17 protein-coding genes are annotated in these 12,638 nt (G+C 56.6%); 2 read left to right on the top strand and 15 right to left on the bottom strand.

Annotation, left to right across the window (positions count from 1 at the left end):
• Positions 1 to 3: 3 nt before the first annotated feature.
• Positions 4 to 900 (bottom strand): N-acetylmuramic acid 6-phosphate etherase, encoded by an 897-nt coding sequence (gene murQ, locus RTN40_RS17415; protein WP_312229667.1) that lies wholly within the window; start codon positions 898 to 900, stop codon positions 4 to 6.
• Positions 901 to 1,016: 116 nt separating this feature from the next.
• On the opposite strand from murQ, the gene RTN40_RS17410 reads away from it, so the two are divergent.
• Both RTN40_RS17410 and RTN40_RS17405 read left to right on the top strand, forming a co-directional pair.
• Positions 1,017 to 1,865, top strand: coding sequence for a MurR/RpiR family transcriptional regulator (locus RTN40_RS17410; RefSeq protein WP_312229566.1), 849 nt, complete (start codon positions 1,017 to 1,019; stop codon positions 1,863 to 1,865).
• A gap of 55 nt (positions 1,866 to 1,920) precedes the next feature.
• Positions 1,921 to 2,181 carry a YfhL family 4Fe-4S dicluster ferredoxin gene (locus RTN40_RS17405; protein ID WP_312229565.1) on the top strand — a complete coding sequence of 87 codons (261 nt, stop codon included), beginning with the start codon at positions 1,921 to 1,923 and terminating at the stop codon, positions 2,179 to 2,181.
• Here the strand turns inward: RTN40_RS17405 and acpS are convergent.
• The 14 genes from acpS to rseD all read right to left on the bottom strand — a co-directional run bounded on the left by acpS (position 2,178) and on the right by rseD (position 12,556).
• On the bottom strand, positions 2,178 to 2,558 hold the full coding sequence (acpS, locus tag RTN40_RS17400; protein WP_312212770.1) for a holo-ACP synthase: 381 nt from the start codon (positions 2,556 to 2,558) through the stop codon (positions 2,178 to 2,180). The genes RTN40_RS17405 and acpS overlap by 4 nt on opposite strands.
• A complete protein-coding gene (pdxJ, locus tag RTN40_RS17395; RefSeq protein WP_312229564.1) occupies positions 2,558 to 3,289 on the bottom strand; it encodes a pyridoxine 5'-phosphate synthase in 732 nt (243 codons plus the stop codon). Before pdxJ ends, acpS begins: the two co-directional genes overlap by 1 nt.
• Before the next feature lie 43 nt (positions 3,290 to 3,332).
• On the bottom strand, positions 3,333 to 4,058 hold the full coding sequence (gene recO, locus RTN40_RS17390) for a DNA repair protein RecO (RefSeq protein ID WP_312229666.1): 726 nt from the start codon (positions 4,056 to 4,058) through the stop codon (positions 3,333 to 3,335).
• 65 nt (positions 4,059 to 4,123) lie between these two features.
• On the bottom strand, positions 4,124 to 5,032 hold the full coding sequence (era, locus tag RTN40_RS17385; RefSeq protein ID WP_268107059.1) for a GTPase Era: 909 nt from the start codon (positions 5,030 to 5,032) through the stop codon (positions 4,124 to 4,126).
• Entirely contained in the window at positions 5,029 to 5,709 is a 681-nt protein-coding gene (gene rnc / locus RTN40_RS17380) for a ribonuclease III (RefSeq protein ID WP_103818824.1), read from the bottom strand. Before rnc ends, era begins: the two co-directional genes overlap by 4 nt.
• 210 nt (positions 5,710 to 5,919) lie before the next feature.
• Positions 5,920 to 6,894 carry a signal peptidase I gene (gene lepB / locus RTN40_RS17375; RefSeq protein WP_312229563.1) on the bottom strand — a complete coding sequence of 325 codons (975 nt, stop codon included), beginning with the start codon at positions 6,892 to 6,894 and terminating at the stop codon, positions 5,920 to 5,922.
• 17 nt (positions 6,895 to 6,911) lie between these two features.
• Positions 6,912 to 8,711: a translation elongation factor 4 gene (lepA, locus tag RTN40_RS17370; RefSeq protein ID WP_312212777.1), complete on the bottom strand. Its 1,800-nt coding sequence runs from the start codon at positions 8,709 to 8,711 to the stop codon at positions 6,912 to 6,914.
• A gap of 209 nt (positions 8,712 to 8,920) precedes the next feature.
• Complete coding sequence (locus tag RTN40_RS17365) at positions 8,921 to 9,304, bottom strand: MarR family transcriptional regulator (RefSeq protein ID WP_312229562.1); 384 nt, start codon at positions 9,302 to 9,304, stop codon at positions 8,921 to 8,923.
• 3 nt (positions 9,305 to 9,307) lie between these two features.
• Complete coding sequence (locus RTN40_RS17360) at positions 9,308 to 9,673, bottom strand: DUF6516 family protein (RefSeq protein ID WP_312229561.1); 366 nt, start codon at positions 9,671 to 9,673, stop codon at positions 9,308 to 9,310.
• A 110-nt stretch (positions 9,674 to 9,783) separates the two neighbouring features.
• Positions 9,784 to 10,272: a SoxR-reducing system protein RseC gene (gene rseC, locus RTN40_RS17355; RefSeq protein WP_312229560.1), complete on the bottom strand. Its 489-nt coding sequence runs from the start codon at positions 10,270 to 10,272 to the stop codon at positions 9,784 to 9,786.
• Positions 10,269 to 11,222, bottom strand: a complete 954-nt coding sequence (rseB, locus tag RTN40_RS17350; RefSeq protein WP_312229559.1) for a sigma-E factor regulatory protein RseB — start codon at positions 11,220 to 11,222, stop codon at positions 10,269 to 10,271. The genes rseC and rseB overlap by 4 nt, the downstream gene beginning before the upstream one ends.
• Positions 11,222 to 11,872: an anti-sigma-E factor RseA gene (gene rseA, locus RTN40_RS17345; protein WP_312229558.1), complete on the bottom strand. Its 651-nt coding sequence runs from the start codon at positions 11,870 to 11,872 to the stop codon at positions 11,222 to 11,224. Before rseA ends, rseB begins: the two co-directional genes overlap by 1 nt.
• Positions 11,873 to 11,903: 31 nt before the next feature.
• Positions 11,904 to 12,479, bottom strand: a complete 576-nt coding sequence (gene rpoE / locus RTN40_RS17340) for an RNA polymerase sigma factor RpoE (protein WP_042395496.1) — start codon at positions 12,477 to 12,479, stop codon at positions 11,904 to 11,906.
• Positions 12,476 to 12,556 carry a rpoE leader peptide RseD gene (rseD, locus tag RTN40_RS17335; protein WP_243731523.1) on the bottom strand — a complete coding sequence of 27 codons (81 nt, stop codon included), beginning with the start codon at positions 12,554 to 12,556 and terminating at the stop codon, positions 12,476 to 12,478. Before rseD ends, rpoE begins: the two co-directional genes overlap by 4 nt.
• Positions 12,557 to 12,638: the final 82 nt, after the last annotated feature.

The following is a 12,638-nucleotide window of genomic DNA, read 5'->3' as shown; positions in this document are numbered from 1 at the left end:
CTCTTAGTCGTTAAGCGCGGCGCGTAAGAACCCCTGGTGTGCGTCGAGCCGGGCGCGGGCAGCGTCCACGTCCAGCCCGGTCAGCACCATTAAAATAGCGGGCTTCACGTCATATCCGGTCTGCTCAAGCACGCTGCGGGCCTGCTCCAACGTGACGCCTGTAGCCTCCACCACCATCCGGCAGGCGCGATCGACGAGCTTGATATTGCTCGCTTTCATATCGACCATCAGGTTTTGGTAGACCTTGCCAAACTTGACCATCGCCCCGGTGGAGATCATGTTCAGCACCAGCTTCTGCGCCGTGCCGGACTTGAGTCGGGTAGAGCCGGTCAGCGCTTCCGGACCGACGACCGGAGAGATGGCAATATCCGCCTCCTGCGCTATCGGCGAGCCGGGGTTACAGGAGATAGCCACCGTGGTGCAGCCGGTAGCCCGGGCATATTTCAACCCGCCGATGACATAAGGCGTGCGCCCGGATGCGGCCAGACCCACTACCAGATCTCGGGGGGCAAGCGTCAGTGCGCGCAGGTCATCCTCTCCCAGCTGCGGATTATCCTCTGCCCCCTCCACCGCTTTCAGTAGCGCTCCCGGGCCACCGGCAATCAGCCCAATAACCAGACCGTGCGGAACGCCAAAGGTCGGCGGACACTCTGAGGCATCCAGCACGCCAAGCCGCCCGCTGGTTCCTGCTCCCATATAGATGATGCGTCCGCCCGCTTTCAGCGCCGCAGCGGCGGCATCCACCGCCCGTGCAACATCTGGCAATGTCTCTTTCACTGCCAGCGCGACCAGCGTATCCTGTTGATTAAAACGAGTTACTAGTTCGATAGTCGAGAGCGCATCCAGATCCATCGTCTCAGAATTTCGCGTTTCTGACACCAGTGAGCCAAGATTCATTATCAGTACCTTTTGAATATTTAATTCGTGTCCCGCGCAGTATAATGGAATATATAATTCATTGTTGCCTGCGAACAGGATGTTTGTTGCCGTTGTCACGTTTTGCCCCTGGAGTTGTCATGAACTGTTTGATCCACATCCGTCAGCGCTATGCGGGCCTGGCGCAAAGCGATAAAAAGCTGGCGGATTTTCTGCTCACCCAGCCCGACCGCGCCCGCCATCTCAGTTCGCAGCAGCTGGCCGCCGAGGCGGGTATCAGCCAGTCCAGCGTGGTGAAATTTGCCCAGAAGCTGGGGTTTAAAGGATTTCCGGCGCTTAAGCTGGCTATCAGCGAAGCGCTGGTCAGTACGCCAACGCCGCACTCAGTGCCAGTGCATAACCAGATCCGCGGCGACGATCCCCTGCGGGTGGTAGGCGAGAAGCTGATCCATGAGAAGGTCAGCGCCATGAACGCGACGCTTGATGTAAATACCGAGGATAAGCTGCAGGAGAGCGTGATCATGCTGCGCGATGCGCGGCGGATCGTGCTGACCGGCATCGGCGCGTCGGGGCTGGTGGCGCGTAACTTTGGCTGGAAGCTGATGAAGATTGGTTTTCATGCGGTGGTCGAGCAGGATATGCATGCCCTGCTGGCAACGGCGCAGGCGATGGAGAGCAGCGATCTGCTGCTGGCTATCTCCTATACCGGTGAGCGGCGGGAGATCAACATGGCGGCGGATGAAGCCTTTCGCGTTGGGGCGAAGATCCTGGCGATCACCGGCTTTACCCCTAACGCCTTGCAGCAGCGCTCGACTCGCTGCCTCTACACCATCGCCGAGGAGCAGGCCACCCGCAGCGCCGCCATCTCCTCTACCAGTGCGCAGATGCTGCTGACCGACCTGCTGTTTATGGCGCTGGTGCAGCAGGATCTGGAGCATGCCCCGGAACGTATCCGCCACAGCGAGGCGCTGGTAAAAAAACTGGTCTGAGCAGAAATCGGGCGTATAATACCCGCCCTGCTTGTGTAGCTTCTGAGATGTCCCGATGGCGTTGTTGATCACCAAAAAATGCATAAACTGCGATATGTGCGAACCCGAGTGTCCGAACGAGGCTATTTCAATGGGTGAGAGCGTTTATGAGATCGACAGCGATCGCTGCACGGAGTGCGTCGGCCACTACGAAACGCCGACGTGTCAGAAGGTCTGCCCTATTCCCAATACGATCCTCAAGGATCCCGCGCACGGCGAGAGCCAGGAGCAGCTGTGGGACAAGTTTGTCCTGCTGCACCACGCGGATAAGATTTAGCTCTCGATAATCACCGTCGCGCAGGCGTAGCGTCGCTCATCCGCCAGGGTGACGTGCATATGCGCCACGCCCAGCCGTTCCGCCAGCTTCAGCGCTTCGCCCCACAGACGTAAACGCGGTTTGCCCAGCTCGTCGTTAAAAACCTCAAACTGGTTAAATGCCAAACCGTTGCGAATGCCGGTGCCAAAGGCCTTGGCCGCCGCCTCTTTCACCGCAAAGCGCTTAGCAAGAAAGCGCACCGGCTGTTGATGGGCCTGGTAGATGGCCCACTCGTTGGCGCTCAGCACTTTCTTTGCCAGCCGGTCGCCGGAGCGGGAGATCACCCCTTCAATGCGGTCAATCTCCACGATATCCGTGCCTAAGCCCAGAATAGCCATTATCGACGCGCTTCCAGCATCAGGCGTTTCATCTCGGCAACCGCCTCCTTCAGACCGCTCATCACCGCCCGGCCAATAATGGCGTGGCCGATGTTCAGCTCGTGCATCTCCGGGATTTGGGCGATAGCCTTCACGTTGTGGTAGGTCAGACCGTGACCGGCGTTGACCTTCAGTCCGAGGCCTGCCGCGTAGGTCGCTGCTTTAGCGATGCGCTCCAGCTCTTTGGCCTGGGTAGCGTCGTCTTCCGCGTCTGCATAGCAGCCGGTATGAATTTCAATGTAGGGCGCACCCACCTCGGCGGCAGCTTTGATCTGCTCAACATCGGCATCGATAAACAGCGAGACCAGGATCCCGGCCTCCGCCAATCGCGTGCAGGCGTCGCGCATCTTATCTCGCTGTCCGGCCACGTCCAGTCCGCCTTCGGTGGTGACCTCCTGGCGCTTTTCCGGTACCAGGCAGCAGAAGTGTGGTTTGGTCTCGCAGGCGATCGCCAGCATCTCTTCGGTAACCGCCATCTCCAGGTTCATGCGCGTATCCAGCGTCTGACGCAGCACCTTCACGTCGCGGTCGGTGATGTGGCGGCGATCCTCGCGCAGATGCACCGTAATACCGTCCGCCCCCGCCTGCTCGGCAATAAACGCTGCCTGGACCGGATCCGGGTATGCCGTGCCACGTGCGTTACGCAAGGTGGCAATGTGATCAATATTAACGCCTAACAGTAGTTCAGCCATGACAATACAATCCTCGAATATCCTTTGTTTTACGGTGGACGTTTTACGGTGCATCCGGCGCTGGCCGTTTCGGCACAAACAGGCGAAACAGCTCCCGGCTTTTTAACGGTTTGCCGCCAAGATACGGCTTCAGGGCCATCCGGGTAAAGCGTTTCGCCGCTTTCAGGGTATCGCCGTCGGGAAACTCACGCTCGGCGAGCGCCCGCAGCTGGCGGCCGGTAAAGGTGCGGTTATCTATTACCACGCTGGCGATAAATCCTTTCTCCTCCCGGTAGCGGTAGGTCATGGTGTCCTCTACCGCTTCGCCGGTTCCGGCACAGTGCAGAAAATCGATGCCGTATCCCAGGTGTCCCAGCAGCGCCAGTTCAAAGCGCCGGAGGACCGGTTCGGGCGAGCCGCTCAGGCCTGCTAGCGCCTGGATACAGTGCAGGTAATCGAAAAAAAGTTCAGAGAAGCGCGTCTCATGTTCAAGTACGCGAGAGATAAGCTCGTTAACGTAGAGACCGCTATAGAGCGTGATGCCGCTCAGGGGGAGCGCCAGCGAAACCGCTTCCGCGCTGCGCAGGGTTTTGACTTCACCCCGGCCGCCGAAGCGTACCAGCAGAGGCGTAAAGGGCTGGAGAGCGCCCTTCAGGTTAGATCGTTTTGCCCGTGCGCCTTTAGCAACAAGGCGCACGCGGCCCGACTCTTCCGTGAAGACGTCCAGCATCAGGCTGGTTTCGCTCCAGGGACGACTGTGTAAGACAAAAGCGCGCTGCCACCCTTCCATCAGCATTTATACTCGTCGTCTTGCGAGTCGCAGGTGCGTTGGCAGCACCCGTTCCCATCAATCAATTATTTGAGATCGTCAACGTAGCCGAGGCTACGCAGCGCGCGCTCGTCATCGGCCCAGCCGGATTTGACCTTCACCCACAGCTCAAGGTGCACCGGCGCTTCAAACATCTCCTGCATATCTTTACGGGCTTCGATGCCGATGGTTTTGATCTTGGCCCCTTTGTTGCCAATCACCATCTTCTTCTGGCCTTCGCGCTCAACCAGGATCAGGCCGTTGACGTCGTAGCCGCCGCGATCGTTGCTGACAAACTGTTCGATCTCGACGGTCACCGAGTAGGGCAGCTCTTCGCCAAGGAAACGCATCAGCTTTTCACGAATGATCTCCGAGGCCATAAAGCGCTGTGAGCGATCGGTGATGTAATCTTCCGGAAAGTGGTGGATCGCTTCCGGCAGATGCTTGCGCACGATGCTGGCGATGGTATCCACGTTCATGCCGGTCTCGGCAGAGAGCGGCACGATGTCAAGGAAGTTCATCTGGCTGGCGAGGAACTGCAGGTGCGGCAGCAGATCCGCCTTCTCCTGCACGTTATCGACCTTGTTAACCGCCAGGATCACCGGTGCTTTACCGTCGCGTAGCTTGTTGAGCACCATCTCGTCGTCCGCCGTCCAGCGGGTACCTTCAACTACGAAGATCACCAGCTCAACGTCGCCGATAGAGCTGCTGGCCGCCCTGTTCATCAGGCGGTTGATAGCGCGCTTCTCTTCCATGTGCAGGCCCGGGGTATCCACGTAGATGGCCTGGTAAGCACCTTCGGTATGGATCCCTGTAATGCGGTGACGCGTGGTCTGCGCTTTACGAGAAGTAATCGAGATCTTCTGCCCAAGCAGATTGTTCAGCAGGGTGGATTTGCCGACGTTGGGACGTCCAACGATGGCAATAAATCCGCAGTATGTTTTTTCGTTGCTCATTCCAGCTCCAGTTTTTTCAACGCCTGTTCGGCGGCTGCCTGCTCCGCCTTGCGGCGGCTGGAACCTGTGCCGACCACCGGTTCACTCAGGCCGCTTACCTGGCAGTGGATAGTAAATTCCTGATCGTGGGCTTCGCCACGCACCTGCACAACCAGATAGGTTGGCAGCGGCAGATGACGACCCTGCAAAAATTCCTGCAAACGCGTCTTCGGATCTTTTTGTTTATCCCCTGGGCTAATCTCGTCCAGGCGGGTCTGATACCAGTAGAGGATCAGCTTTTCGACGGTCTGAATATCGCTATCGAGAAACACGCCGCCAATCAACGCTTCTACGGTATCGGCCAGAATTGACTCCCGGCGGAAGCCGCCGCTTTTAAGCTCGCCCGGCCCTAAACGCAGGCACTCGCCCAGCTCAAACTCGCGGGCAATCTCGGCCAGCGTGTTGCCGCGTACCAGCGTGGCACGCATCCGGCTCATGTCGCCCTCGTCTACGCGAGGAAAACGGTGATAGAGCGCGTTGGCGATGACAAAGCTTAAAATGGAGTCACCCAAAAACTCCAGACGCTCATTGTGTTTGCTGCTGGCACTGCGATGGGTTAGCGCCTGCTGCAATAACTCCTGATGTTGAAAAGTGTAGCCCAGCTTCCGTTGAAGCCGATTAATTACGATGGGGTTCATGCGATACCAATAGAATGAATGCGTCAAAAATGCAGCACACGAAACCGACCTGAAGAAAACAACGCGGTTTCGTGTGCCGTGGCTCCTTGCGGAACCAGCCTAAACTTCGGGGGAATATTCTATACACAACGGCGGGGGATGTCGTTAGCCGTAACTGATTTATAGCGGAAATAATTTGGGTTGCAGCCAGATTAGCTGCAACCCGACGGATTAGTGGATGCCACCGATGCGGTTTAAGCGCACGCCGGTTGGCCACTCACCCTCTTGTTTCTCGAAGCTCATCCAGATCGCCGTTGCCCGGCCCACCAGATTTGCCTCCGGCACAAAGCCCCAGTAACGGCTGTCCGCGCTGTTGTCGCGGTTATCACCCATCATAAAGTAATGGCCTGGCGGCACGATCCAGGTTGCCAGCGGCTGGCCTGGCTGCTGGTGATAAAGCCCCAGCTGGTCCTGCGCGATCGGCACGGTCAGAATGCGGTGCGTCACGTCTCCCAGCGTCTCTTTACGCTCGGCAAGGCGCACGCTGTTCTCTTTGGTTTCGCCCGGCGGCAGCTGGAAGAAGCCGCTGCTGGCCTCGCCACCGTTGCGGCGGCTAAAGGTCTGGACAAAATCGCTGGGCGCAACGTTGGAGTAGGTGATCGGCAGCGCGCTGGCGCACGCCTGGCCGGAGCTGCACCCTGGCTGCACCGTGACCTGCTTAGCCACCGGATCGTAGCTGACCTTATCGCCCGGCAGGCCCACGACGCGCTTGATGTAGTCCAGGCGCGGATCGTCCGGATACTTAAACACCGCAATGTCGCCGCGTTTCGGATGGCCGGTTTCGATCAGCGTCTTCTGGTAGATCGGATCCTTAATTCCGTAGGCAAACTTCTCCACCAGAATAAAGTCACCAATCAACAGGGTTGGCATCATCGAACCAGACGGGATCTGAAACGGCTCGTAGATGAACGAGCGCACCACCAGCACAATCGCCAGCACCGGGAACACAGAGGCCCCGGTCTCCAGCCAGCCCGGCTTTGGGCTAACTTTTTTCAGCGTGTTTTGATCCAGCGTATCGCCCGCCGCCGCCTGGGCCGCGGCCTGCCGCTCCCGACGCTTTGGTGCAAATACGGCCTTGTCCAGGCACCAGAGCAACCCCGTGACCAGGGTTGCAATCACCAGGATCAGGGCAAACATGTTCGCCATACCAACTCCTTAATGGTTTATTTGCCGTCTTTACCTACGTGCAGAATGGCGAGGAACGCTTCCTGCGGCAGCTCAACGTTACCGACCTGCTTCATACGCTTCTTACCCTCTTTCTGTTTCTGCAGCAGCTTTTTCTTACGGCTGACGTCACCGCCGTAGCACTTGGCGAGGACGTTTTTACGCAGCTGCTTCACAGTCGAGCGGGCAATAATGTGGTTACCGATGGCGGCCTGAATCGCGATATCAAACTGCTGGCGCGGGATCAGCTCTTTCATCTTCTCCACCAGCTCACGACCGCGGTACGGGGCGTTATCGTTGTGGGTGATCAGCGCCAGGGCATCAACGCGCTCGCTGTTGATCAGTACGTCAACACGCACCATGTTAGAGGCCTGGAAACGCTTGAAGTTGTAGTCCAGCGACGCGTAGCCACGGGAAGTAGACTTCAGGCGATCGAAGAAGTCGAGCACCACTTCCGCCATCGGGATCTCATAGGTCAGCGCTACCTGTTTACCGTGGTAAACCATGTTGGTCTGCACGCCACGCTTCTCAACGCAGAGGGTGATAACGTTGCCCAGGTACTCCTGCGGCAGCAGCATGTGACACTCGGCGATAGGCTCGCGCAGCTCCTGAATGTTATTTAGCGGCGGCAGCTTGGACGGGCTGTCGACGTAGATCGTCTCTTTCGAGGTGGTAACCACTTCATAGACTACGGTCGGCGCGGTGGTGATCAGGTCCAGATCGTACTCACGCTCGAGACGCTCCTGGATGATCTCCATGTGCAGCAGGCCAAGGAAGCCGCAGCGGAAGCCGAAGCCCAGCGCGGTAGAGCTTTCCGGCTCGTAGAACAGGGAGGCGTCGTTGAGGCTCAGCTTGCCCAGCGCGTCGCGGAAGTTCTCGTAGTCGTCAGAGCTGACCGGGAACAGACCGGCGTAAACCTGCGGTTTCACCTTCTTAAAGCCTGGCAGCGCTTTGTCCGCTGGGTTACGGGCAGTGGTCAGGGTATCGCCCACCGGTGCACCAAGGATGTCCTTGATCGCACACACCAGCCAGCCTACCTCGCCGCACTTCAGCTCGGTACGGTCAACCTGCTTCGGCGTAAAGATGCCCAGGCGATCGGCGTTATAAGTTTGGCCGGTGCTCATCACTTTGATCTTGTCGCCTTTGCGCATGGTGCCGTTATTGATACGGACCAGGGAGACAACGCCCAGATAGTTATCGAACCAGGAGTCGATAATCAGCGCCTGCAGCGGTGCGTCAGGATCGCCCTGCGGCGGCGGAATATCACGCACCAGACGCTCCAGCACGTCGCCCACCCCTACCCCGGTCTTCGCGGAGCAGCGTACGGCGTCGGCGGCATCAATACCGACAATGTCTTCAATCTCTTCCGCCACGCGCTCAGGATCGGCAGCCGGCAGGTCGATTTTGTTAAGAACCGGGACAACTTCCAGATCCATTTCCATCGCCGTGTAGCAGTTAGCCAGCGTCTGCGCTTCCACGCCCTGGCCTGCATCGACCACCAGCAGTGCGCCTTCGCACGCCGCCAGCGAACGGGAAACTTCATAGGAGAAGTCAACGTGGCCCGGGGTGTCGATAAAGTTCAGCTGGTAGGTTTCGCCGTCGGCGGCTTTATAGTCCAGGGTTACGCTCTGGGCTTTGATGGTGATCCCGCGCTCACGCTCAAGATCCATGGAGTCCAGCACCTGGGCTGCCATTTCGCGATCGGAGAGGCCACCGCAAAGCTGGATGATACGGTCAGACAGCGTCGATTTACCGTGGTCGATGTGCGCAATGATGGAGAAGTTACGTATGTTCTTCATATATAAGGATATTTTAACTCGCGTTTTTATCTTAATTCATTTGATGGAGACGGCAGCGGACCCACAACGCAGCCTACCGTTCCGTACATTGCCGAGCATCTTACACTGTAGCGACATGGCAGTCAGTAAGGATCCATTTATTAACATAAAACCTTACAACGCAGGCATAAAAACCCGCCGAAGCGGGTTTATGACAGTAAGATTTGATATCAGGCGGCTTTAGGCGAAAATTTTGTTGTAAGCTGCTGATTAACCTGAATATCAAAATCAGTAAAAAGCGCTATCGGCTTTACACCGTGACCCTGCTTCTCTAAACGAACAAAACCGCGTGAGCTAAGGGTTTTTAGAGTAACCGACAGGTTGCTTTTTTTTCTGCCTGACATCTCAGCCAACTCAGTAATGCTCTCCGGCTTATGCTCTTCAATGAGTCTCAGGAGCGCGATATTCTCATTACTTAAGACCTGCGCCAGAGCATTCATTGATGTAAACCACACTCGTGGCTCATCTGGTTCAGGCTTGTACTCACCTTTGGCTATTGCAAGCATCCTGTAACGGATGTGCTCTTCAGGCATAACACCAATTAATGCTTTCATGTGTTAACCTCTGTTTTCTCGTATTGCGATGACTTCATCCACTTGCTTGAAAAAGTCTTCGATAAGCTGGCCTGCCGATACAAACTCATAAGGATAGCCTTTATCAATGGGTGTGCGGTGGAGATGGTCATACACAATTCTTCCAGAATAATGGCCTTTTTTTGGCAATTTTATGCCATGCGCGTTATCAATCCCAAAGATTCGCGTATTGTACTTATCATGGAGCGTTAAACTGTACCGGATGCCGTGTGGGATAAACGACGTTGGTTTTACTTCCCAAACTTCAATTTTCCACCAATACCCATCATCCCGATATACTGTCGAGCCATGCAATGACAGTAGATAGTCTAAACCGTTATCTCTTTCCATAGAGCTCCCTGTCAGGGTTATGACTGGATCATAACCCTAAATACGCGGAAGTCAAACGGTGGTAAGCAGGAAAGTTAAAACAGATCAAGCGAGTTGTGACTGCGCGTAGATTAGCGTGATTGGGAACTGACGTCTGCCGGGGTAGCATCGACGCGCAGCAGATCCGGCGGCAGGGCAACGCTCAGGATAACCGGCTGCCAGGCCTCACGAGCGGCCAGCTTCGGTGAGAAGGCGCGGGCCAGCAGAAAGCCGCCTACCCCGCCCAGCACCGCACCGCCCATTGCTGCCAGATCGTAACCAAACAGCGTCTGGAACAGCGCGGCCATGATAAACAGCCCCACCAGCGGTGACATATAGACCAGCAGCGCAGAGCTGAGCAGGCTGCCTTCGGCAATGCCCAGCTCAACCTTCTGCCCAACCACCAGCGGCTGCTCGCTCGGCACAGAAATAGTGTGTGTCATCTGCGGTCCCAGCTTGTTCAGAACCCGGCTGCCGCATCCTGCACGTGAGGCGCAGCTATTACAGGATGCTTTAACGTCACAGCTGACAACGGCTTCGCCATTATGCCAGGAGACGACGGTTGCCCACTCTTTGATCATTGTGCTGCCCTGAATTTGAGACTGTCTGCAATACGTTTGGCGGTCTGCGGCGGAAGTTCGCCTACCACGGTAATTTCTGCGTTATCCCGCACGGTGGTGCTGACGGTACGTCGCCCGGTGCGCAGCATCTGATCGCTGCTGTTCTGATTGGCGCGGTTAACGTTGATCGAGAAGCTAAACAGCCCGTCAGAGAAGAGGCGCGACTCAACCGGCATATCGATGGTTGGCAGCTTGCGGCGGCTGCTGGAGACTTCGCTAAAACCCTGCGGCAGCCAGGTGGCTGACCAGTTAAAATCGATCTTCTCGCCGGCCGGCACCGACAGCAGCGGCGGCAGATTAGCTTTGGCGAGGGTCTCCATGTTGCTCCCCACCCGGTCGTTAACGGTAAACGCCACGACGCGGAACTGTTCCAGGGTCTCTCCGTCGCGATCGAGCAGATCGACCCGCATAGGGAGCTTGGTCTCAGCATCCAGCCAGACGATGTAGCTGTAGCGAGTGCCGTCGCGAGCCACGACGCGGATCACTTCGCACAGGCGATCGGCGATGCGGGTACGGCCAACCGAGATAAAATCGTAGAAGGACGCTAGCCGTTTGAAATCGGTGTACACCAGGGAAGGCAGCGAATCGACAATATAGTCGCCGGTGAGCGTAAACGGCTCCAGGCCTGGCTCGAAGTAGCTTATCTCGCTGCCGCGCTGTACAACCTCGCGACGCGGGCCATCCATCTGCAATAGCTGAGCGAGCGGCTGGTTTTCAAGGCGGGCATGCCGGTAGCGTAACGACTCAACGCCTTGCTTATTGATGCTGACAAAAGACAGCTCATAGTTGAGAGACTGGCTGGCCAGGTTCATCTGCTGCAACAACGCCCCGGAGGTGACATCAGCCGAGGCGTTTGCAGAAAACAACAGACTACCGGCCATGAGAGACATGGCACACCAAAGTTGCTTCATTACTGCGATTGCGTTCCTAAAGTTTGGGTTCCTGGCACCTGTACAGCGGCCTGCTGGGTTTGCGCCTGCTCAAACTGAAGCTGTTCGGAGTGCAGGCGACGCTGCAGCTCATAGTCCTGCAGCATCGCGTTAATCCGGCGGCGCTGCTCCTGAACCTGCTGCTGCTGACCAACGTCAGCCGTGGCCTCGGACGGGACGCCCAGGCTCACCGGACTGGCTTTACCCATCATAGGAAGCGTGTTAAACACCGGCGCTTCGGGCTGTTGGGCAGTGTCAGACTGGCTGTTATAGTGCTGCACGCCTACGATAACGGCAAGCGAAACGCAGGCAGCCACGCCCATTTGGGTTAGCTGGCTTGCCCAGGGACGCACTTTGGCCCAGAACGGCATCTTCTGCCACTGCTGCGGCGCAGGCTGGGATTCCGGGATCAGTGGCGTTGTCTGCCGTACCGGTTCGTCGGCAATGGCGGCCATGACGCGGCTCGAGATATCGAAATGGATGACGTCGGCAGTATCCCCGCGTAAAGCGTCACGAACCAGATGATAACGCTCCCAGGTTTGCTGCATTTCCGGATCGCGAGACAGCTCCTTGAGCAGCTCGGTATCCAGCGTCTCACCATCCATCAAAGCGGAAAGCTTTTCTTTCTGCATGCCTAATACCTTTTCCAGTATCCCGCTATCGTCAACGCCTGATAAGCGGTTGAACTTTATTATCAATTGCTTCCCGAGCACGGAAGATACGGGAACGTACCGTACCCACCGGGCAATCCATAATGGCGGCTATCTCTTCATAGCTAAGGCCATCCAGCTCCCGTAGTGTAATTGCCATACGTAAATCTTCCGGAAGCGATTCAATGGTTCGGAAAACTATTTGTCTCAGTTCTTCTGACAACATTAAGTTCTCAGGGTTCGAAATTTCTTTCAGCGCCCCACCGTTTTCGTAGTTTTCTGCTTCTATAGCATCAACGTCACTGGACGGTGGACGACGACCCTGAGCGACCAGGTAATTCTTGGCGGTATTGACCGCAATACGATAGAGCCAGGTGTAAAAAGCGCTATCTCCCCGGAATGAATCCAGCGCGCGATAGGCCTTAATAAAAGACTCTTGTGCCACATCGGGAACGTCGCCCGACGGCACATAACGGGAAACCAGACTCGCTACTTTATGCTGGTAGCGGACCACCAGTAAGTTAAAGGCTTTCTGATCTCCCTTCTGGACCCGTTCGACGAGGACCTGATCCGTTAACTGCTCGCTCATCCGAGGTAATGTCTCCCCAAACCTAATATCCACGCGTAATCGAAACGCCACTCCCACACAGCACTCTGAGCAAGCATGTGGTTAGAGAGACTTTTTCGGCAAAAGTTCCGTTACGCCTTTGTTTTTGTGTATCGTTTCGCAGACCGCTCGTTATGACTC

This window comes from Pseudescherichia sp. (assembly GCF_031987975.1).
Classification (GTDB): Bacteria; Pseudomonadota; Gammaproteobacteria; order Enterobacterales; family Enterobacteriaceae; genus Pseudescherichia.
This window is presented reverse-complemented; position numbering and strand designations above follow the sequence as displayed.

Coding starts and splice junctions, on each gene's coding strand:
- RTN40_RS17360 (WP_312229561.1), bottom strand. CDS start 9,673: ATGGAAAGAGATAACGGTTTAGACTATCTACTGTCATTGCATGGCTCG.
- rseD (WP_243731523.1), bottom strand. CDS start 12,556: ATGCTTGCTCAGAGTGCTGTGTGGGAGTGGCGTTTCGATTACGCGTGG.
- rpoE (WP_042395496.1), bottom strand. CDS start 12,479: ATGAGCGAGCAGTTAACGGATCAGGTCCTCGTCGAACGGGTCCAGAAG.
- rnc (WP_103818824.1), bottom strand. CDS start 5,709: ATGAACCCCATCGTAATTAATCGGCTTCAACGGAAGCTGGGCTACACT.
- acpS (WP_312212770.1), bottom strand. CDS start 2,558: ATGGCTATTCTGGGCTTAGGCACGGATATCGTGGAGATTGACCGCATT.
- rseB (WP_312229559.1), bottom strand. CDS start 11,222: ATGAAGCAACTTTGGTGTGCCATGTCTCTCATGGCCGGTAGTCTGTTG.
- lepB (WP_312229563.1), bottom strand. CDS start 6,894: ATGGCGAACATGTTTGCCCTGATCCTGGTGATTGCAACCCTGGTCACG.
- RTN40_RS17365 (WP_312229562.1), bottom strand. CDS start 9,304: ATGAAAGCATTAATTGGTGTTATGCCTGAAGAGCACATCCGTTACAGG.
- lepA (WP_312212777.1), bottom strand. CDS start 8,711: ATGAAGAACATACGTAACTTCTCCATCATTGCGCACATCGACCACGGT.
- rseA (WP_312229558.1), bottom strand. CDS start 11,872: ATGCAGAAAGAAAAGCTTTCCGCTTTGATGGATGGTGAGACGCTGGAT.
- RTN40_RS17410 (WP_312229566.1), top strand. CDS start 1,017: ATGAACTGTTTGATCCACATCCGTCAGCGCTATGCGGGCCTGGCGCAA.
- rseC (WP_312229560.1), bottom strand. CDS start 10,272: ATGATCAAAGAGTGGGCAACCGTCGTCTCCTGGCATAATGGCGAAGCC.
- era (WP_268107059.1), bottom strand. CDS start 5,032: ATGAGCAACGAAAAAACATACTGCGGATTTATTGCCATCGTTGGACGT.
- pdxJ (WP_312229564.1), bottom strand. CDS start 3,289: ATGGCTGAACTACTGTTAGGCGTTAATATTGATCACATTGCCACCTTG.
- recO (WP_312229666.1), bottom strand. CDS start 4,058: ATGGAAGGGTGGCAGCGCGCTTTTGTCTTACACAGTCGTCCCTGGAGC.
- RTN40_RS17405 (WP_312229565.1), top strand. CDS start 1,921: ATGGCGTTGTTGATCACCAAAAAATGCATAAACTGCGATATGTGCGAA.